23 protein-coding genes and 1 tRNA gene are annotated in these 19,330 nt (G+C 37.4%); 17 read left to right on the top strand and 7 right to left on the bottom strand.

Annotated features, from left to right (window positions below):
• Window positions 1–48: 48 nt before the first annotated feature.
• Entirely contained in the window at window positions 49–483 is a 435-nt protein-coding gene (locus tag MKY08_RS15940) for a YslB family protein (RefSeq protein ID WP_069513663.1), read from the bottom strand.
• A 272-nt stretch (window positions 484–755) separates the two neighbouring features.
• Between MKY08_RS15940 and MKY08_RS15935 the strand changes: the two genes are divergently transcribed.
• The 7 genes from MKY08_RS15935 (at window position 756) to racE (ending at window position 6,470) form a co-directional block, all read left to right on the top strand.
• Complete coding sequence (locus tag MKY08_RS15935; protein ID WP_024363274.1) at window positions 756–1,364, top strand: succinate dehydrogenase cytochrome b558 subunit; 609 nt, start codon at window positions 756–758, stop codon at window positions 1,362–1,364.
• A gap of 67 nt (window positions 1,365–1,431) precedes the next feature.
• Entirely contained in the window at window positions 1,432–3,186 is a 1,755-nt protein-coding gene (gene sdhA / locus MKY08_RS15930) for a succinate dehydrogenase flavoprotein subunit (protein ID WP_069513662.1), read from the top strand.
• A gap of 5 nt (window positions 3,187–3,191) precedes the next feature.
• Window positions 3,192–3,971 carry a succinate dehydrogenase iron-sulfur subunit gene (gene sdhB, locus MKY08_RS15925; protein WP_024363272.1) on the top strand — a complete coding sequence of 260 codons (780 nt, stop codon included), beginning with the start codon at window positions 3,192–3,194 and terminating at the stop codon, window positions 3,969–3,971.
• A 212-nt stretch (window positions 3,972–4,183) separates the two neighbouring features.
• Window positions 4,184–4,642, top strand: coding sequence for a thioesterase family protein (locus MKY08_RS15920; protein WP_069513661.1), 459 nt, complete (start codon window positions 4,184–4,186; stop codon window positions 4,640–4,642).
• 271 nt (window positions 4,643–4,913) lie between these two features.
• Window positions 4,914–5,135, top strand: coding sequence for a LuxR C-terminal-related transcriptional regulator (locus MKY08_RS15915; RefSeq protein WP_004226437.1), 222 nt, complete (start codon window positions 4,914–4,916; stop codon window positions 5,133–5,135).
• Between the two features lie 74 nt (window positions 5,136–5,209).
• Complete coding sequence (locus MKY08_RS15910; protein WP_024363269.1) at window positions 5,210–5,662, top strand: MarR family transcriptional regulator; 453 nt, start codon at window positions 5,210–5,212, stop codon at window positions 5,660–5,662.
• Between the two features lie 10 nt (window positions 5,663–5,672).
• Entirely contained in the window at window positions 5,673–6,470 is a 798-nt protein-coding gene (gene racE / locus MKY08_RS15905) for a glutamate racemase (RefSeq protein ID WP_024363268.1), read from the top strand.
• Between the two features lie 63 nt (window positions 6,471–6,533).
• Here the strand turns inward: racE and MKY08_RS15900 are convergent, their stop codons facing one another.
• Window positions 6,534–7,175, bottom strand: a complete 642-nt coding sequence (locus MKY08_RS15900) for a hemolysin III family protein (protein WP_069513660.1) — start codon at window positions 7,173–7,175, stop codon at window positions 6,534–6,536.
• Between the two features lie 175 nt (window positions 7,176–7,350).
• Between MKY08_RS15900 and rph the strand changes: the two genes are divergently transcribed.
• The 5 genes from rph to MKY08_RS15875 all read left to right on the top strand — a co-directional run bounded on the left by rph (window position 7,351) and on the right by MKY08_RS15875 (window position 11,116).
• Window positions 7,351–8,100 carry a ribonuclease PH gene (rph, locus tag MKY08_RS15895; protein WP_069513962.1) on the top strand — a complete coding sequence of 250 codons (750 nt, stop codon included), beginning with the start codon at window positions 7,351–7,353 and terminating at the stop codon, window positions 8,098–8,100.
• Window position 8,101: 1 nt separating this feature from the next.
• Window positions 8,102–8,695, top strand: a complete 594-nt coding sequence (locus MKY08_RS15890) for an XTP/dITP diphosphatase (protein ID WP_069513659.1) — start codon at window positions 8,102–8,104, stop codon at window positions 8,693–8,695.
• 12 nt (window positions 8,696–8,707) lie between these two features.
• On the top strand, window positions 8,708–9,211 hold the full coding sequence (locus MKY08_RS15885) for a metallophosphoesterase (protein ID WP_069513658.1): 504 nt from the start codon (window positions 8,708–8,710) through the stop codon (window positions 9,209–9,211).
• 146 nt (window positions 9,212–9,357) lie between these two features.
• Window positions 9,358–10,824, top strand: a complete 1,467-nt coding sequence (locus MKY08_RS15880) for a YdiU family protein (RefSeq protein ID WP_069513657.1) — start codon at window positions 9,358–9,360, stop codon at window positions 10,822–10,824.
• 127 nt (window positions 10,825–10,951) lie between these two features.
• Window positions 10,952–11,116: a DUF2639 domain-containing protein gene (locus MKY08_RS15875; RefSeq protein ID WP_081328050.1), complete on the top strand. Its 165-nt coding sequence runs from the start codon at window positions 10,952–10,954 to the stop codon at window positions 11,114–11,116.
• A 72-nt stretch (window positions 11,117–11,188) separates the two neighbouring features.
• Here MKY08_RS15875 and MKY08_RS15870 read toward each other — a convergent pair whose 3' ends face one another.
• Together MKY08_RS15870 and MKY08_RS15865 are read right to left on the bottom strand one after the other, a co-directional pair.
• Window positions 11,189–11,857: a hypothetical protein gene (locus MKY08_RS15870; RefSeq protein WP_069513656.1), complete on the bottom strand. Its 669-nt coding sequence runs from the start codon at window positions 11,855–11,857 to the stop codon at window positions 11,189–11,191.
• Between the two features lie 85 nt (window positions 11,858–11,942).
• On the bottom strand, window positions 11,943–12,689 hold the full coding sequence (locus tag MKY08_RS15865) for a glucose 1-dehydrogenase (protein WP_069513654.1): 747 nt from the start codon (window positions 12,687–12,689) through the stop codon (window positions 11,943–11,945).
• A gap of 218 nt (window positions 12,690–12,907) precedes the next feature.
• On the opposite strand from MKY08_RS15865, the gene MKY08_RS15860 reads away from it, so the two are divergent.
• The 3 genes from MKY08_RS15860 (at window position 12,908) to MKY08_RS15850 (ending at window position 14,814) form a co-directional block, all read left to right on the top strand.
• Window positions 12,908–12,981: transfer RNA gene (locus tag MKY08_RS15860), tRNA-Arg, on the top strand.
• Between the two features lie 603 nt (window positions 12,982–13,584).
• On the top strand, window positions 13,585–14,076 hold the full coding sequence (locus tag MKY08_RS15855; protein WP_069513652.1) for a hypothetical protein: 492 nt from the start codon (window positions 13,585–13,587) through the stop codon (window positions 14,074–14,076).
• 240 nt (window positions 14,077–14,316) lie between these two features.
• Window positions 14,317–14,814: an ATP-binding protein gene (locus MKY08_RS15850; RefSeq protein WP_069513648.1), complete on the top strand. Its 498-nt coding sequence runs from the start codon at window positions 14,317–14,319 to the stop codon at window positions 14,812–14,814.
• A 428-nt stretch (window positions 14,815–15,242) separates the two neighbouring features.
• On the opposite strand, the gene MKY08_RS15845 is transcribed toward MKY08_RS15850, so the two are convergent.
• Entirely contained in the window at window positions 15,243–16,052 is an 810-nt protein-coding gene (locus tag MKY08_RS15845; protein WP_069513647.1) for an endonuclease, read from the bottom strand.
• Window positions 16,052–17,014, bottom strand: coding sequence for a S8 family peptidase (locus MKY08_RS15840; RefSeq protein WP_069513646.1), 963 nt, complete (start codon window positions 17,012–17,014; stop codon window positions 16,052–16,054). Before MKY08_RS15840 ends, MKY08_RS15845 begins: the two co-directional genes overlap by 1 nt.
• Before the next feature lie 188 nt (window positions 17,015–17,202).
• Between MKY08_RS15840 and MKY08_RS15835 the strand changes: the two genes are divergently transcribed.
• Window positions 17,203–17,439 carry a hypothetical protein gene (locus MKY08_RS15835; protein WP_025220224.1) on the top strand — a complete coding sequence of 79 codons (237 nt, stop codon included), beginning with the start codon at window positions 17,203–17,205 and terminating at the stop codon, window positions 17,437–17,439.
• A 311-nt stretch (window positions 17,440–17,750) separates the two neighbouring features.
• Window positions 17,751–18,131, top strand: a complete 381-nt coding sequence (locus tag MKY08_RS15830; protein WP_069513643.1) for a DUF1801 domain-containing protein — start codon at window positions 17,751–17,753, stop codon at window positions 18,129–18,131.
• Window positions 18,132–18,408: 277 nt separating this feature from the next.
• Here MKY08_RS15830 and MKY08_RS15825 read toward each other — a convergent pair whose 3' ends face one another.
• On the bottom strand, window positions 18,409–19,293 hold the full coding sequence (locus tag MKY08_RS15825; RefSeq protein WP_069513641.1) for a LysR family transcriptional regulator: 885 nt from the start codon (window positions 19,291–19,293) through the stop codon (window positions 18,409–18,411).
• Window positions 19,294–19,330 lie beyond the last annotated feature (37 nt).

Genomic DNA, 19,330 nt, shown 5'->3' with positions numbered 1-19,330 from the left:
TCTACACGCATAAGGTTTGCTTTTCTACCAAAAAAATCCTTTAGACTTTTATTCATTTGTTATTGTATTCATAATGCGTTCTTTAACATCCCATTTGATTGTAAACGTGACAAGCTGTTGTTTTTCACGCTTCTCATCATAACATTCAGTCAAGTAACCTTTTACTTGCTGAATTTGTTCAGCAATAAAGCCTGCTTCAAGTCTAAAGCTACGATTTTGAATTTGTAAAAGGGTTGGTTCATTCACTAAATGGAAAATACGTCCATCTTTAGACTCCTTTGTCAATACTAGAGTACCCCAGCACGCATCTGCGAAAAATGCGATAAGTTCATCTTGACTTTTACAAGGAAACTTCCGCGCAAGCTCCTTGCCAGCCCAATATAGTACGTCATCCTCATGTTTACCGAGTATTGAAGATAGGACATGATCACGAATTAACTCATATCCAAATGATGAGATAGTATTAGATGGATTATTTAACATAGAAATCCTTCTTTCTTAGAATTTTCTTATAATTTAGCACCAATAAAGTAATGATAGATTTTTCGAGAAGAAACGACACGTTATGTACTAGATTACTTCTTTAATAAGGTCTAGCAAAAACTCTATGTTACCTTGACGCTCGTAGCTCTTGAGAGTACAATAAACATGTCATAATATTGTACCATGATGAAATACACAGTCAATGGAGTATCATTTACAAAATGATGACTTCTTTTGTTGTGCTATTTTAAGTACTAAGGGGGGTAACAGTCTTGTCGAAAGATCGAGAGTTTTTATGGCGTCGCTTACATTCTCTACTTGGGATCATTCCAGTAGGTCTGTTTTTAACGATGCACCTATTCATTAACTTTACAGCAACAGGCGGAGCAGAAAGTTACAATGATGCTACCGCAGTAATGGAAAAAATTCCATTTCTTATCCTAGTTGAGTGGATTGTCATCTACATTCCATTAATGTTCCACGCATTTTATGGTGTGTTCATTGCATTCACAGCTACACCAAATACAGGGCGTTTCAGCACATACCGTAACTGGATGTTCTCATTACAACGCTTCACAGGTGTATTTTTAGTAATTTTCATTGCATGGCATATTTTCCAAACTCGTATTCAAAAAGCGCTTGGTACACACGTTGATTACGACATGATGGCAAATATCGTTGCAAATCCATTTATGCTTGGATTCTACATTGTTGGTATTTTATCAGCAACTTTCCACTTAACAAATGGTTTGTGGTCATTCTTAGTAAGCTGGGGTATTACACAATCACCACAGTCTCAAAAGATTGCTACTTATGTAACAAACGTTCTTTTCGTAATTCTAAGTGTAGTTGGTGTGGCTGCTATTTTAGCTTTCGTATAATTCAATAGAAGCTACTATAAGAGTACATGCAATCATTGCAATTTTTTAAGAGGAGTGAGAAATAATCATGGCGAAAAGCAAAATAATTGTTGTCGGCGGCGGTTTAGCTGGTCTGATGGCAACGATTAAAGCAGCTGAAGTTGGTACTGAAGTTGATTTATTCTCATTAGTTCCTGTAAAACGCTCACACTCTGTATGTGCGCAAGGCGGAATTAATGGTGCCGTAAATACAAAAGGTGAAGGGGATTCTCCTTGGATTCACTTTGATGATACAGTATATGGTGGGGATTTCTTAGCGAACCAACCACCAGTTAAAGGTATGTGTGATGCTGCCCCTGGTATTATTCACTTAATGGACCGTATGGGTGTAATGTTCAACCGTACACCAGAAGGTTTACTTGATTTCCGCCGTTTCGGTGGTACGTTAATGCACCGTACAGCATTCTCAGGTGCTACAACTGGTCAGCAATTACTATACGCGCTGGACGAGCAAGTTCGTTCTCACGAAGTAGCTGGTTTAGTTAACAAATATGAACACTGGGAATTCCTTGGTGTTGTTATCGATGATGACGGCGTTTGCCGCGGTATCGTAGCTCAAAACATGCGTACAGAAGAAATTCAATCATTCCGTGCAGACGCTGTTATTATGGCGACTGGTGGCCCTGGTATTATCTTCGGTAAAACAACAAACTCTGTTATTAACACAGGTTCTGCTGCTTCTATCGTATACCAACAAGGTGCTTCATATGCGAATGGTGAGTTCATTCAAATTCACCCAACAGCGATTCCTGGGGACGACAAAAACCGTCTAATGTCAGAATCTGCTCGTGGTGAAGGTGGCCGTATTTGGACATATAAAGACGGTAAACCTTGGTACTTCTTAGAAGAAAAATACCCTGCATATGGTAACTTAGTACCACGTGATATCGCAACACGTGAAATTTTCGACGTTTGTGTAAACCAAAAACTTGGTATCAACGGCGAAAACATGGTATACCTAGATCTTTCTCATAAAGATCCACATGAATTAGATGTAAAACTTGGTGGTATCATTGAAATCTACGAAAAATTCGTAGGTGATGACCCACGTAAATTACCAATGAAAATTTTCCCTGCAGTTCACTACTCTATGGGTGGATTATGGGTTGACTACAACCAAATGACTGAAATTCCTGGTCTATTCGCAGCAGGTGAATGTGATTACTCTCAACATGGTGCAAACCGTCTTGGTGCAAACTCATTATTATCTGCAATTTATGGCGGTATGGTTGCTGGTCCAAATGCAGTAGATTACGTTAAACATCTTAAAAAGCATGCTGAAGATTTATCGCAAGATATTTATGATGTACGTGTTAAAGAAGAACAAGCTAAGTGGGATGCTATCATGAAAATGGACGGCACAGAAAACGCTTACCTTCTTCACAAAGAGCTTGGTGAGTTAATGACTGCTACAATGACAGTTGTACGTTATAACGACCAACTTGAAGAAACATATAAAAAACTTGGTGAATTCCAAAAACGTTGGGAAAACATTAACATCAACGATACTCAAAAATGGAGTAACCAAGGTGCTCACTTTACACGTCAGTTGAAAAACATGCTTTACCTAGCGAAAGTAATGACAAAAGGCGCTTTACTACGTAATGAATCTCGTGGTGCGCACTATAAACCAGACTTCCCGCAACGTGATGATGAAAACTTCTTAAAAACAACGATGGCGAAATTCGACCCAGCTACGGGCGAGCCAGTTATCACATATCAAGAAGTAGACGTTTCATTAATCCCACCACGTAAACGTGACTACTCTGCGAAAGGAGACTAAGAATTATGGAAATCGCAGCTAATACTGGAAGAATGGTAAAAGTTGAAATTTTACGTCAAGATACACAAGGTGGCCAAAGCTACTGGCAGAAATTCGAAGTTCCTTACCGTCATGGTATGAACGTTATTTCTGTGTTAATGGAGATTCAAAAAAATCCAGTGATGGCAAACGGTGAAAAAACTACACCAGTTTCATGGGATATGAACTGTCTTGAAGAAGTTTGTGGCGCATGTTCAATGGTAATCAATGGTCGTCCTCGTCAATCATGTTCAACATTGATTGATCAATTGACTGAACCAGTTCGCCTTGAGCCAATGAAAACTTTCCCGGTTGTACGTGACTTACAAGTTGACCGTGATCGTATGTTCAACGCACTGAAAAAAGTTAAAGCATGGGTACCAATCGATGGTACGTATGATTTAGGTGAAGGTCCACGTATGCCAGAAGGTAAACGTCAATGGGCTTATGAATTATCTAAATGTATGACTTGTGGTGTATGTATGGAAGCATGTCCAAACGTGTCTGAAAAAGCTTCATTCATTGGACCAGCACCATTATCACAAGTACGTCTATTTAACACTCACCCAACAGGTGCAATGATTAAAGACGAACGTTTAAATGCAATTATGGGTGACGGCGGTCTTGCTAACTGCGGTAACTCTCAAAACTGTGTAGCTGCTTGTCCTAAAGGTATTCCTTTAACAACATCTATCGCATCTTTAAACCGTGCAACAACAGTGCAAATGTTCCGTAACTTCTTCGGTTCTGACCATTACGTTGACTAATTGTACAATGCTACTCCCTTACACAATAGTGTAAGGGAGTTTTTTTATAGACTGTTAGATAGAAGATGAGTGAAATCATGAATAAAACACTAAAATTTCTGATTTTTCTATCATAATTGCCTATATTCCTATATAATGAATTTGTATTCATTTTTGAACTATGGTAATACGAATAGATTAACAGTAGGCAATCACACAAAGGGGTTGGGGATATGAAAGCAAATTATATTGAAGACTTTGAGAAATGGGCAGAGGATTTTTCATTTTATATTGAGGTACGTGTTCGTTTTTCAGAAACGGATATGTATGGGCATATGAATAATACCGTTAGCTTTACATATTTTGAACAGGCTAGAATCGATTATTTTAATCATTTAGGCATCTTAATGCCTTCTGCATTGGATGACAAGGTAAAGGGTATTCCGATTGTAGCAGATTTACAATGTGATTATCGAAAGCAAGTTTTCTTTAATGATGTACTTCGTATATATACAAAAGTAGCGAAATTAGGTAACTCATCAATGGATATCCATTACTTGGCGAAAAATCAAAAGGATGAAGTATGCTTTACAGGTCGTGGTACAGTAGTACAAATGGATCCACGAACAGGTAAAAGCGTGCCGATATCAGAAGAAGAAAAGGCGCAATTAGCACAGTTAGCGATTATGTAATTTGCTATTCAGTGAGTGCTTCATCCTTGTAAGTGAGGTAGAATGGAGGGCACGGGATTCCACTTGGCAAGTATCACAGATTGTTTAGAGCATGCTCGAAAAAATAAGTCAAAGTGTTTTTATTTACAATTTTACCCATTTTTATGCGCTATAAAAGAAGAACTTCCGAAATTTTTGTGGAAACTCGGTGTATTCATGAAAATAGCCGTCACCGCTCAACACTCCTTAACATAAGTTACAATACGTGCGGGGGAGGAGGGTGTGACTGAAAATGAATGGCTCTCATCATCGTTCTCTTTTAACAAACCGAGAACGTGAAATATTTGCGCTTTTATTAGCTGAAAAAACAACGAGGGATATTGCAGAGCAGCTTGGTATTAGTGAAAAAACAGTGCGAAATCACATTTCCAATACAATTCAAAAGCTAGGTGTAACAAATCGATCTCAAGCGTTAATTGAGCTGTTACGCTTAGAAGAATTCAAATTAGACTAATGGACACTTGCTATTTCGTGAAAAAAACGACAAAATAGAACTATTCAACGCATGTTTAGGAGTGGAATAGTTATATGTCGGATGAAGTAACAAAGCACTCACCTGAAACCGTTGCAACGGTTGAAAAGGAACTACGCTATATTGCGGCCATTGTGAAGCAAAAAGGAAGAGAAATTGTTTCACAATATACAATTACGCCGCCACAATTTGTTGCATTACAGTGGTTAGAAGAGCTCGGTGATATTACAATTGGCGATTTATCAAACCGTTTATACTTAGCTTTTAGTACGACAACAGATTTAGTGGATCGAATGGAGAAAAATGAATTAGTCAAGCGAGTGCGTGATGAAAATGATCGCCGGGTCGTTGTCGTTCATCTTCTCGAAAAAGGCGAACGAATTATTCAAGAGGTTATTGAAAAAAGACAGCAATATTTACAAGAAATGCTTGTAGGATTTAACGAACAAGAAGTCGCGCAATTATCGAGCTATTTACAAAAACTACATGTACACATGAAACAGGATTGAGGCGGAAAGTATGAATGCCCCGATAGGCGTTATTGATTCAGGAGTAGGCGGTCTAACCGTAGCAAAGGAAATAATAAAACGATTACCAAACGAAACGATTTATTATATCGGTGATACAGCAAGATGTCCGTATGGTCCACGAACTCGACAGGAAGTACGGAATTTTACTTGGCAAATGGCCAAAGCACTCGAAAAAATGAATATTAAGATGCTCGTCATAGCTTGTAATACAGCGACTGCAGTAGCACTCGAAAGTTTACAACGTAATATGCCTTTTCCGGTACTAGGCGTTATTAATGCTGGCGCACGTGCAGCTGTAAAGAAAACGAAGCGACATGAAGTCGTTGTGCTTGCAACAGAAGGTACAATTAAAAGTGGGGCGTATGAAGAAGCCTTATTGTCTTTGAATACGTCTACCCACATTATTCCATTGGCTTGTCCAACGTTCGTACCACTAGTAGAAAGCGGCGAATATAAAGGACAATTTGCAAATAATTTAATTGCAGAAGGCTTAAAACCGTTAAAAAACGAACAATTTGATACGGTCATTTTAGGATGTACGCATTACCCGATTTTGCAAAAACAAATTGAAGCTGTCGTCGGAGAAGATGTTTTCGTGCTATCTTCTGCGGAAGAAACAGCAAAGGATGTCGAGGAAATGCTTGCGTATAATGGTACTTTAGCAGATACAAATGCTAAGCCTGCACATAAATTTTATGCAACGGGTTCTGTGCCCATTTTCCGTTCCATTGCAGAAAATTGGTTAGAACAAGGTACGCTTGACATACACCGTATTACATTAAAATAAAATCAGCTTAGCTTACGAGCTAGGCTGATTTTTTTATGCGTCATTATATTGGAATAGACAATTTTACATAAACAAATAAATCGCAACGAACATCGCTGCACTTCCTGCCATTACAAAGACATGCCATATTGCGTGGTTGTACTTTATTTTTTTGTTTTTATAAAAAAATGTGCCAGCAGTGTAAAAAATACCGCCGATTAAAAGTGTCATAAACCCGTCGAATGAGATATAGGCAACCAATGGTTTATAGGCAAAGACAATCAGCCATCCCATGCCAATGTAAACAATCAACGAGATTCTTTTGAAACGATGGACGAAAAATTGTTTTAAGACGATGCCGATAAAGGCAAGAACCCATTCGATGATAAATATGCTCATTCCTAATTTTCCACCTACGGCAATGAGCGCTACAGGTGTATATGTTCCTGCGATTAATAAGAAGATGGAGCTATGATCTAATTTTTTCAAAAGCACTTTATGTGTGGGCAGTGCATGATATAAGGTCGATGCTATGTATAAACAAAACATCGAAATACCAAAAATAATGTAACTAATAAGCTCGGTGTTTGTACCGGTTGTTAAAGCTTTATGCACTAATAGAAGGGTAGCAGGAACTGTTAAAAATGCACCAATCCCATGTGTTAGCGCATTCCAAAATTCTTCCTTTATGGTATAACTACTATGCTCAACTGTTGATTGAGACATGACCATCACCTCTTTCTTTATTATATTACTATAACAGCTTAAGATTTTTCATTGTAGATGAAAATGTAATGCAATTGATATGATAAATATCATATATTGCATGTAGTAAATCGTCGCATCAGTGGAAAATATGATAAAATAAGGGCGCGAAAGATTTTAGGAGGCACGATGAATGATGACAAGATTTGATGGTAGAGATGCAGATGCATTGCGTCCTGTAAAAATGGATAGCGAGTATTTATTGCATCCAGAAGGCTCAGTATTGATCCAAGTTGGAAATACGAAAGTAATTTGTACAGCAACAGTTGAAGATAAAGTACCGGGTTTTTTACGCGGACAGGGAAAAGGTTGGATTACAGCTGAGTATTCGATGTTACCTCGTGCCACAGCACAACGAACACCACGTGAATCGTCACGCGGGAAAGTGAACGGACGTACAATGGAAATTCAACGTCTGATTGGTCGTGCATTGCGTGCTATCGTCGATTTAGAAGCGTTAGGAGAACGTACAGTATGGATTGACTGTGATGTGATTCAAGCAGACGGCGGAACACGAACTGCTTCCATTACAGGGGCATTTGTCGCGATGACACAGGCGATTGCCAAGCTTGCGGAAGAAAAACAACTAGAAAAATTCCCTGTTACCGATTTTTTAGCGGCTACAAGTGTTGGCATTGTTGAAGAGCAAGGTGCCGTTTTAGACTTAAATTATATAGAAGATGTAGATGCAGCGGTAGATATGAATATCGTCATGACCGGAGCAGGCCGTTTTGTAGAATTACAAGGGACTGGTGAAGAAGCGACCTTTTCACGTGAGGAGTTAAATAACTTGCTTGCATTAGGCGAAAAGGGCATTCGCGAGCTTATTGACTTACAAAAACAGGCGCTTGGAGAAATAGCTCATAAAGTAGGAGGAAACTGCTAATATGAAACAAGTTGTAATTGCTACAAAAAACAAAGGCAAAGCAAAAGATTTCGAAGCATTGTTTGGGCCGCTCGGTTATGAAGTGGTGACAATGTTTGAGGTCGCACCGGACATGGAAATTGAAGAAACAGGCACAACATTTGAAGAAAATGCCGTGTTAAAAGCAGAGGCTTTAGCAAAAGAGCTTGCAACGATTGTTATTGCGGATGATAGTGGTTTAGCTGTAGATGCGCTTAATGGGGAGCCAGGTGTTTATTCGGCACGCTATGCTGGTGATCATGATGATGCGGCGAATATGGTAAAACTATTGCATAATTTACAAGGTGTAGAAGATGACAAGCGTACAGCTCGCTTTTGCTGCTGTATTGCGATTGCAGGTCCTGATTTTGAAACGACAACAGTGTTCGGCACGTGCGAAGGTGTCATTGCACATGAAAAACGTGGAACTAATGGCTTTGGCTATGACCCTGTCTTTTTTGTACCAAGTTTAAATCGTATGATGGCTGAATTAACACCAGAAGAAAAAGGGGCTATTTCTCACCGAGGAAATGCCATTCGCAAGTTAAAGGAACAATTGCCAAATCTTATTAAGTAAGAGGTGATATCCATGCAAATAGTGGTCATGAGTGATACACATGGAGATAGCCATGTTATTGACCGAGTACGTGGCTTTTATCCGCAGGTCGAAATAATGATTCATTGTGGGGATAGCGAACTGCCCTTTTCCCATGCTGCATTAGATGGCATGAAAAAAGTAAGGGGAAATTGTGATCTTGATAAAGCTTTTCCAGAGGAAATAATTGTGCAAGCAGGAGATGCTGCCCTTTTTGTGACACATGGTCATTTATTTAATGTCAAATCATCCATGTTGGCATTATCGTATCGAGCAAAGGAAGTCGCTGCACATATTGTGTGCTTCGGACATTCACATCTATTAGGTTCCGAGATGATTGATGATGTCTTATTTATCAATCCAGGAAGTTTATTAAAGCCAAGAGGTGGCAATGAAAAAAGCTTTGCAGTTATAGATATTCAAGCTAGCTATTTTCAGGTGGATTTCTTCACAGAGAACAATGAATGTATGTCAACGCATACGTTTATTCGGAAATAACTCAAACTTATTAAAAACGCTTAAGATTCTATGAAAAGAGAGTTTAAGCGTTTTTCTATTTATGGATTACAAAGGCTTGGAAAATACGTCCACGAATGAATTGCATGTTAGTAGAAAGACTAAATGAAAAGAACAAGGGTGATAAAATGACTAAGGCAAACAATATTGGTTGGAATTTTGATAATAGCTATGCTCGTCTACCAAGTTCATTCTATAGCCAACTTCAATTAAATCGCGTGCATGCGCCCAAATTGGCGATTCTAAATGAAGCAGTGGCAAAGTCCCTTGGATTAGATTATAGTGCGCTTCAACAAGAAGATGGTATTGAGGTTCTTGCAGGTAACGAGATACCAAAGGGAGCATTGCCGCTTGCACAGGCATATGCAGGACATCAATTTGGGCATTTTAATATGTTAGGGGACGGTAGAGCACTCCTTCTAGGCGAACAAATAACACCTTTAGGGGAGCGCTATGACATCGGACTCAAAGGTTCAGGACGAACACCTTACTCTAGAGGAGGAGACGGCCGCGCAGCACTTGGTCCGATGCTTCGTGAATATATTATTAGCGAAGCAATGTTTGCGTTAGGCATCCCAACTTCCCGTAGTTTGGCAGTAGTGACAACAGGAGAAACAGTACTTCGTGAAACAGAACTACCTGGTGCGATTTTGACGCGTGTTGCAAGTAGTCATTTACGTGTAGGGACATTTCAATATGCGGCACAATGGGGTAGCGATGAAGAGCTTCAGAAGTTAGCTGATTATGCAATCCAACGCCATTTCCCAATGATTGAACAGACGCAAAATCGCTATTTGAGCTTGCTTCAAGAAGTTATGAAAAGACAGGCAGCTCTTATTGCCAAATGGCAACTAGTCGGCTTTATCCATGGTGTAATGAACACAGATAATATGACGATTAGCGGTGAAACGATTGATTATGGTCCTTGTGCTTTTATGGATCGTTATAATCCAGCAACAGTTTTTAGCTCCATCGACCGACAAGGACGCTATGCCTATGGCAATCAGCCGCCTATTGGAGGATGGAATATTACGCGTTTTGCTGAAACGCTCCTTCCACTTATCCATGACGACCCTGAAGATGCTGTAGCATTAGCTCAGCAAGTAATTGAACAATATCCGCAGTTGTATTATACAAACTGGTTAGCGGGAATGCGAGCAAAGCTTGGTCTCTTTAATGAAGAACAGCAAGATGCCACACTGGTAGATGAACTTTTAACGTTAATGGAAAAGCATGAAGCTGATTATACAAATACATTCCGTTCACTAACGTTTCAAAGATGTGAAGGAACGGCACTTTTTGATAGTAAGGAATTTAAAAAGTGGTACGAACAGTGGCAAGCAAGAAGACAAAGGCAAGAACCATCCAAAGCACAATCACAGCAGTTAATGCGAGACACGAACCCTGCAGTTATTCCGCGAAACCATCGGGTAGAAGAAGCGTTAGAAGCGGCTGTTACACGCGGTGATTACCGTGTTATGGATAAGCTATTACAGGCGCTATCTCAACCATACGCGCATTTAGCGGAACAAGAAGCATATGCCACACTACCAGAACCATCCAACTGTCCATACCAAACGTTTTGTGGCACATAATTGACTGAAAACAAAGGATTATTTCTTGTCCTTTGTTTTTATTTTGTCGTAACACGAGGGAGCGGTAACAGCACAAAACCTTTGCGCATACGCTATGGATGACTAATAGAAAAGGAGACGGTGCAACGTGCATCAATATTCAAAAGGTTGGTTTGTCAAAGAGCTACGCGCAAAAGGAATTTTAGTGCATCCTCAATTAAAAACACATCTAGGCAAGTTTAAAGAATCTGAATTACGAAATTTATATTACCGCTACGTGGAACTACAACAAACCGATACGGAGCAATCATAGTCTTTTTCACCAATACGAAAAACCAGATTGATGGACAAATGCACATTGTCGATGAATCTGGTTTTTTATTTATTATGAATAAAAGCGGTAGCAAAACTGCATGACGATCGCATTTGCAATCATGTCCGACATAGCAAGTGCCTCTGCCTCTATATCATCAAACACTTGCACGTCTGATTGATAGTCTTTTTGAATCATCGTCACGGCTTCTTTTTTCGTTAAAGCTAAATGGCGATAAAACATTTGCTGCACAGCTTCTTTAGTTAAATATGGATTAATGGAACTTAAAAATATGGCAATGTCATCTGCATTACGATACCATTCTTGTTCTTTTGCCGCTGCTGTTGCCGCATCTCCTTTATTCGCCGCTGTGACAAGCTGCGCTGCAATAAGTAAATGCTCTTTTATCAACTCTGCATAGCGATCTGCTATTTGATCGCCATAAAATGGGCGCAGACAATTGCCTAAATCCGTCGCATTGCGTAAAAGACGTGCTTGCACAAATGGTAAATCCGGCAAATTAAAGACAATACTTATAATGGTCATCCTCGTCCAATTAACATGCTCCATCCACAACAGTCGATTCATCGCCATAAAATCAGACTCTGCTTTACTAATGCACCTGCGATGATCCTGTTGTGGCTGTAAAAAGTGCCGAATAGGCGCAGTATATTGGTTGGATGGAGCCGTATAGATGGCGCTTAAAGAATTCCCGTAATAGCTGTTTGAATATGGAAACAATGCACATTCACTCCCTTAAAAAATTCATTCTAGTGTAGAATACTCTACACGATCCTTGAATGTGCAAAAATCAAGGCACGTTTCATTATTCCTCATAGATCATTTTCTTTGTCATGCCTCCATCGACCGTAATATTAATCCCTGTGACAAATCGATTAGCTGGATTTGTTAAGTACAAACATGCTTGCGCAATATCTTCCGGCACACCAACACGCCCAACTAGATGTTGTTCATGATCGATAGCACGTAGCTGTTCATAATCACCTGTTTCAATCCAACCAGGTGATATACAATTGACCGTAATGTTATCTGGACCGAAAGAGCGGGCTAATGCATGCGTTAACGCTACAATACCGCCCTTGGAAGCGGCATACGCTTCACTATAAGGCTCAGACATAAAAGCCCTTGTAGAGGCTAAAGAAACAATCGAACCACCAAGCTCATTTGTCCGCATGATTTTAGCCGCTTCTCTAGAACAAAATAAAACACTCGTTAAATTCGTTTGTAAAAGATTATGCCATTGCGCAACCGTAATATCATAAGGTGACACATGCTCAAACTTACCCGCATTATTAATTAAAATCGTAATCGTCCCAAAATGTTGGACCGTTTGCTGCATTAACGCAACAATATCTTGTTCCTTTGTCACATCCGCCTCCACAAACAATGCCGAATACCCTTGCTCATTACACTCTTGCGCTAATTGATGACCCAGTTCTACATTCACATCTGCAATTACAACCTTGGCACCACGCTGTGCATATGCACGTACAATCCCTTCTCCAATTCCTTGCGCACCACCAGTCACCACAACCACCGACTTTTCAAACATACACATACCTCCATTTTTGCTTATTATTTTAACAAAAAATAAGACAATGTAATGCAGTGAAATAACATAAAGAAAGCTATAGCTTCATACAATAAATAGGTATATAATATTTTCAAGGCAAACCTTGCCTCCATAGTAAAATTCATGTTGACATTATGTAATAAAGGACATATAATAAATATTGTCTTTCCTAAGAGGTTTTTAGGAACACACACCATGTCTCAGTAGCTCAGCAGGATAGAGCAACGGCCTTCTAAGCCGTCGGTCGGGGGTTCGAATCCCTCCTGGGACGTCTAAAGGTTCAGATAGAACAAGTTTGAACCAACTGAAAAGCGCTTCAAATCCTTTAATATCAAGGGTTTGGGGCGATTTTCCTTTTTTTGAGAATCCGTTAGAAAAGGATAGAAAATGAAAAGATTCTACACATTTTCTACACAAAATAAGGTATTACTAAATCGTTTGGTGACTGTTATAGAACTAAGCCGCAATAAGGTTAATTGCATACAAATTGCCGAGCAAACTTCAAGACAACTGATATTCCATTAATTTTTATTAATCAATCAATTCTTTTTTAATCATTTAAATAGTGCCCTTAGAAAGTGCAGTTTCCCGATAAATATTTATTAATGTAGGGTTTTAAAAAAGTTTGATCATTAAGTTTGATTAGTCGTTTGAAAAATAATAAATTTGTGTTTATAAATGTAATTGAGTTATTCAACAAACGGGCCATTTAATTGAATAACACTTCTAAATTAAAAATAGGGTTTTATGTTAATTTTGATGTGAGTTTGTGAAACAATGTACTTAAGCTAATGAGGCAGTTTAGTTCAATAAGAAATCCGTTTTTTTGTTTATAATAAAACTAATAAATATGTTCTTTAGAGGAGTTTGTTAAGTGGAAATAAACGAACGAAAGGAAAAGATTAATTTACTTCAAATGAAAAGTAAAAGAAATACCATTATTAAAGAAATGAAAATCAAAGATATTCACTTAACTCTTGATTCTTTCTTAGAACCTCAACATTCCTATGATTTACTTGATGATTTATTTAATAAAATAGATAAGCCCGTTGAAAATAAAGAGGAATTTAAGTTTGGACATTGTAAAGATAAAGCAGCTAAAGAACTAAGGTTGCTATACAAGAAAATTCCAAAGCAACTTCAAGAAAAGGAAGTTATTTTGTTTCATTTAAATTATCGTGAAACAGGTGCGATTATTTTAAGATTGGAAGATATTTTTAGAGATATAAATTGGATAGTTAATTTTAGTGGATATTCAAACGGTGCTTTTGATTTTGTTGTTGTTGAACCGACCTTTAATTATGGAATTTGTATTGAAAGGTTTGAATATTGGGATACCTTTACTATAAGGGGTTTATTCAACTAACGAGGGCTTTAGTTCAATAACAATCTTCAACAATCGGGCGCAATTCTGTAGCAAAAATTGCGCTATTTCTTTTTTGGGGGTTATTTTATAGTGTATGAAAACTGTCATTTTGTCAGTGTATATTTTGGGAAAATTTGATAAAATTTAAATAATTATAATTAGAAGGAGGCGGTACATTATGAAAATCGCGAACATATTTAACGGGGTGAATCTATTTTAAGGGAAGAGCGTATAAAAAATATGAAAAAACTAGGGACTCTATACTTTTTTTGCGGAAAAATGGGAGCTGGAAAAACGACTAAATCAAAACAAGTGGCTTTAGAGAAGCAAGCAGTATTGTTATCTGAGGATGAATGGCTTGCATCTCTTTACCCTAATCAGATTACAACATTTGAAGACTACCTTAAATTCTCAGCGCAACTCAAGCCGATGATGAAAAAGCATGTCCAAAACATATTAAGTGTTGGTACAGATGTAGTCATGGATTTTCCAGGTAATACTCAACAACAGCGAAAATGGTTTTTGGATATTGCATCAGAGATAAATGCGAACCATCAACTAATTTTCCTTAATTTAAATAATGAGCAATGCTTACGTCAAATTGCACAAAGGTGTATCGAACAACCCGAAAGAGCAACTTTTGACACAGAAGAGACGTTTATTCATGTTACTAATTTTTTTGAAGAACCAGAAGTATCCGAGGGATTAAATATTTTAGAGTTTAGTGGGGAAGAATAATAAGGTTTGCAACATATCCTTGAAGATTTATAAAGTATGTAAAAAATACCGAAAGAGATCAGCGATAGTTTCTATTAAAGGTATTGTTCGGATTTAGATGATTACATTAAAGGCGATTGGCATTCTAGTAATTCACCCTACCCTGTAAGGTATAGAGGGTGATTTACTTTTTTTTTGAAAAAGTAAATGACAACGCAAGAATCGTTACAATAAGTGTAGCGAAACTAAACATGAGCGTTATAGACTCATAAACTGTCATTGGAACCATCTCCTTTATTTTCGTTTGAAACGAATTTTTGGAATAAAAGATGACCAATCACCCTTAATATCTCGACCAACTACATGTAGAAATTATACCTTTATTGGCGTTTAATATTAAAAAAGCGAACACTAATTCTTTTGTACGATTATAAGGGAATTAGTGTTTTTTAATTTGTTACGATACATTCTGCAATCTCTGGAAAATCAATAAATGGATTCCGATTGCCTTGAAGTTCATGGATAGCTAGGTTGCGATGCTTTTCATAGGTAGATACTGGAAAAGATTGATGCCATTTTAACAATAAAGAGACATTCTCTAGTTCTTTTTTTATTATGTTTGGATAGCGAATTAGGAAATAGAGTGTTGCTCTAGCAACGATTCCTTTGCCGTATTCTGGTTCGAATTTACTTTCTTCAGCTTTGCCGCAGCCATCTTTGATTCCTAAAATTAATCCTTCAGGGATATAATCATGGAAATCGTAATAAGGGTAGTTGCTGCGACTGCTATTGCAGGTAGGATTGCAGGCGAATAAATGATGCAAGTCTCCTCTCATAGGTTCTTTTTTATCGAACCATGATTGAGGCACTACATGTTCACAGTTAAATAAATTATCCGATAAGATGCTTATTAACCCTTTTGCCTGCATTTCGTGGAGCAGAACGTCCTCCTCTATAACAGAAAGTGGATCCATCCTTTTTCCAGAATAAAGGCTTTTTAATGAACCGTTTTCCTGTAAATCAACCCAAGGGTACACATAACGGTGCGGGCTGTAGTTTAACTGATCTGTATGTGTTTTTTCAAGCAATGTGTGAAGGTTGTCCAAAAGATTAGCATCCGTGAATGAAATGCTATGATAGTATTGATTTCTGACTTCCTTATCTTTCTTTTCGTCATAATAGGGTCGATTTTCCTTATAGTTTAAAAAGTCTGACTTGGCCGTTTCCAATTCACAGTATAGCAAATCTAGTTTGTCCATTATATTTTCAACGCCTGTCCAGATAATTTTTGGGTGAATACATCCGATAAGTATTTCTCTGTTGTTAAGTACAGCATTCCGTTGCCTTCGAGTTTTGGCGAGTTTCCTAAAGGAATCGTTCTTTTTATTAATTGTGCATACAGCTCAGCCTCTGTCAGATTTCGCTCAAAGTTTCTGTTGGCATTCTCTTTTATGAGTGCAAGTGCACCAGATATATGCGGTGTTGCCATCGAAGTTCCGCTTAGTTTTGCATAAGTTCCGTTTAAATACGTGGAAAGGATTTCTTCACCAGGGGCTACTAAGTCGACTTCATTATTCGAATTTGAAAAATTAGAAGATCTGCGTTGGAGGTTAATCGATCCGACGCTGATGACTTCATTGTAGCATCCAGGATAGGCCAGTTCATTTGAAGAACTCTGTCCATCTCCCTCATTACCAGCAGCACAAACTACTAGAATTTGATTAGTGATTGCGTTTTGAATAGCTTGGTGTAACTCAGGTACATCGACAGAACCTCCGAGGCTCATGGAGATGATATCCACCCTTTGTTCAACTGCATAGTTAATACCCTTTATGATCCAGTCATATTGCCCTGATCCATATTTATCAAGCACTTTTAAAATTAATAAACTTGCTTCAGGTGCAACACCAACTACTCCGGTGCCATTATTGATTGCAGCGATTGTGCCAGCCACATGGGTTCCATGGCCATTATAATCGATGTATTGATCAGGTTGTCCATCATCATCATGAGTGAAATTCCACCCACCGATAATACGCCCACTCAAATCAGGATGGGTGATGTCGCAGCCTGTGTCCAATATCGCTACAGTAATCCCCTTCCCTTTAGAATCCTCCCAAACTTTTGGAGCTGCAATAAGTTCAATACCTTCTGGCACCACTTCGACCACTTCGACCACTTCATTCACTTGAAACGGAATTAAATGTAACTTTTGCTTCATTTGTATCCCTCCTGAAAGAAATTAGGTTTTAAGTGTAATATTGGTAATTAATAATATTCTAACAATTCAGAATTAAGATTAACAGTTACAATAGATGTGTTTTTATCTAAAATATCAGATTTTTAATAGTGAAAATAGTATTGGTATCTATTAGTCAATATCGCATGATAACATCTTAAAGATTGTGGATGTTTGTACTTAAAATAAACTGCATTGGAGAAGTTGAATTTCATGGAACAGAAGATGCTTATAAAGGTATCGAATTAATACGTGTACATAAACTTTCTAAAAATACAACATTAGCTGAAGTAGAAAATCTATTCTCTATGCTATTTCACAAAGGTGAAAAGGGCTATAAAAATCCAAAACAATGCGTGGGTAAAATTACAATTCGAGCAAAAAAAGAAAATGGTGAAATTGTATAAGAAGGACACGATTGAGGGGGAAAATGGAATTTAAAGTTTTCAACAAACGGGCGCGATTTGGAATAAGTATTAGCGTTCGTTTTCATTAAAGGGCCATTAAATTGAGCAACATATTTTAAAGAATATTGTTAAGGGCAAAAGAAAATGTGAGGATTTTCATTTAAACAAAATGGACCAAAAATATTTAAATCAATTCATCAATATTAAATTTGAAATATTTGGAGAGAGTGAGAAATAGATAAAGAATATTTACTTTAATATTAAAGTGTTTTAAAATCCTTTAAATACTTAAATTTACAAGGAGGCATATTATGGATCAAAACATTCCTGAATCAATTGATGAATATATTTTACAATATCCTCAAGAGATTCAAGAAATATTAAAAACAATAAGAAAGGTTATAAAGGAATCAGCACCAAATGCCGAGGAAAAAATAAGTTACCGAATGCCTACTTTTGTATTAAACGGAAATCTGGTACATTTTGCTGCATACAAAAACCATATAGGCTTCTACCCAACTTCAAGCGGGATTAATAATTTTCAGCATGAATTATCGGGATATAAAACCTCTAAAGGTGCAGTTCAATTCCCAATTGGAAAACCCATCCCTTATGGATTAATTAGTCAAATAGTAAAATTTAGAGTTGCTGAAAACCAAAGTAAAGTGGAAGGGAAAATAAAAAAGAAATAATTTGATGGCAAATTTCCTTTTGTTTATGAACTGTAACAGACATCATAATAACAGGATTTTTCAACAATCGGCGCGATTCTATAATATGGATCAGCGCTCGTTTTCATTAGAGGGTTAGATTATTGAATGTAAAAGAGGGGACAGAGTATGGATAACCAATTTTTCTGTTCCACTATTTATACCAAGGTCGTACACATTTGTTTCATTCCACAATCGAGCCATATTGTTGAATAACATTCTTTTATGGAAAGTTACCAAACGGCGGTTTGATAACTTATTAGTTATTATTTAAAAGAAAATCTAAAAACAATTCAGAACTAGTATTTGGCTGCATGTTTAATCGTGTGCATACATGTACAGGGCGTATAATTTCTATGTTTTTTACATAAATCCTCTGCAGTTGTTTAGTATCTAAATACCTTTCAACAGCAATAGATGGAGATAAAGTAATACCATAACCTGAAAGAACTGCTTGAACCGATTCCGTTAATCCATTAAAAACTAAACCTATTTTAGGAAATGGCACACCTTGAGTATGACAAATGGATTGAAAAAGTTTTCTTGTTGAACTCCCTTCTTCTCGCATAACAAATGAGTATTGAACAAGTTCATCTAAAGTGACCTCTTTATTTGCTAATTTATGCTTTGGGTGAGTAACAAAATAAAACTCAATATCTTTCCAATGTTTACTTACTATATTAGACTCATCTATATTTTCAGTAACAATAATTCCTATATCTGCCTTATAATTTAGCAAATTATGAATCATGTCTTTCGTGTTTCCTGATTGAAGTACGAATTGAATATGCTCATTTTCATCTTTATACTTCGAAATGAATGGTGGAAGTATAGCCGTAGCTGGTAAATAGGTCGACGCAATGACAATTGTTTCAGCTGCTTGTTTTTTTATATTCGCGATTTTTGTTTCTATCGAGGTTTCTAATGAAAAAAGGTTTTCCGCCTCTTTTGCAAGAATGCGTCCTACTTTCGTTAATTGAATTCCTCTACCTTTCGATTGGATCAATGTCACATCAAGCTCTTTTTCTAAATGGCGAATTTGTATCGTTACAGCTGGCTGACTCAAACATAGATACTCTGAGGCCTTTGTTACATTTTCAAATTCAGCTACCGTTTTAAATATTCTTAAAGCGTGTAGATTCATGAAAATCCCCCTTGTATAAATATTATTTATGAATATT

Origin of the sequence: Lysinibacillus sp. FSL M8-0337, assembly GCF_038593855.1 — a bacterium.
Taxonomy (GTDB): domain Bacteria; phylum Bacillota; class Bacilli; order Bacillales_A; family Planococcaceae; genus Lysinibacillus; species Lysinibacillus sphaericus_D.
This window is presented reverse-complemented; position numbering and strand designations above follow the sequence as displayed.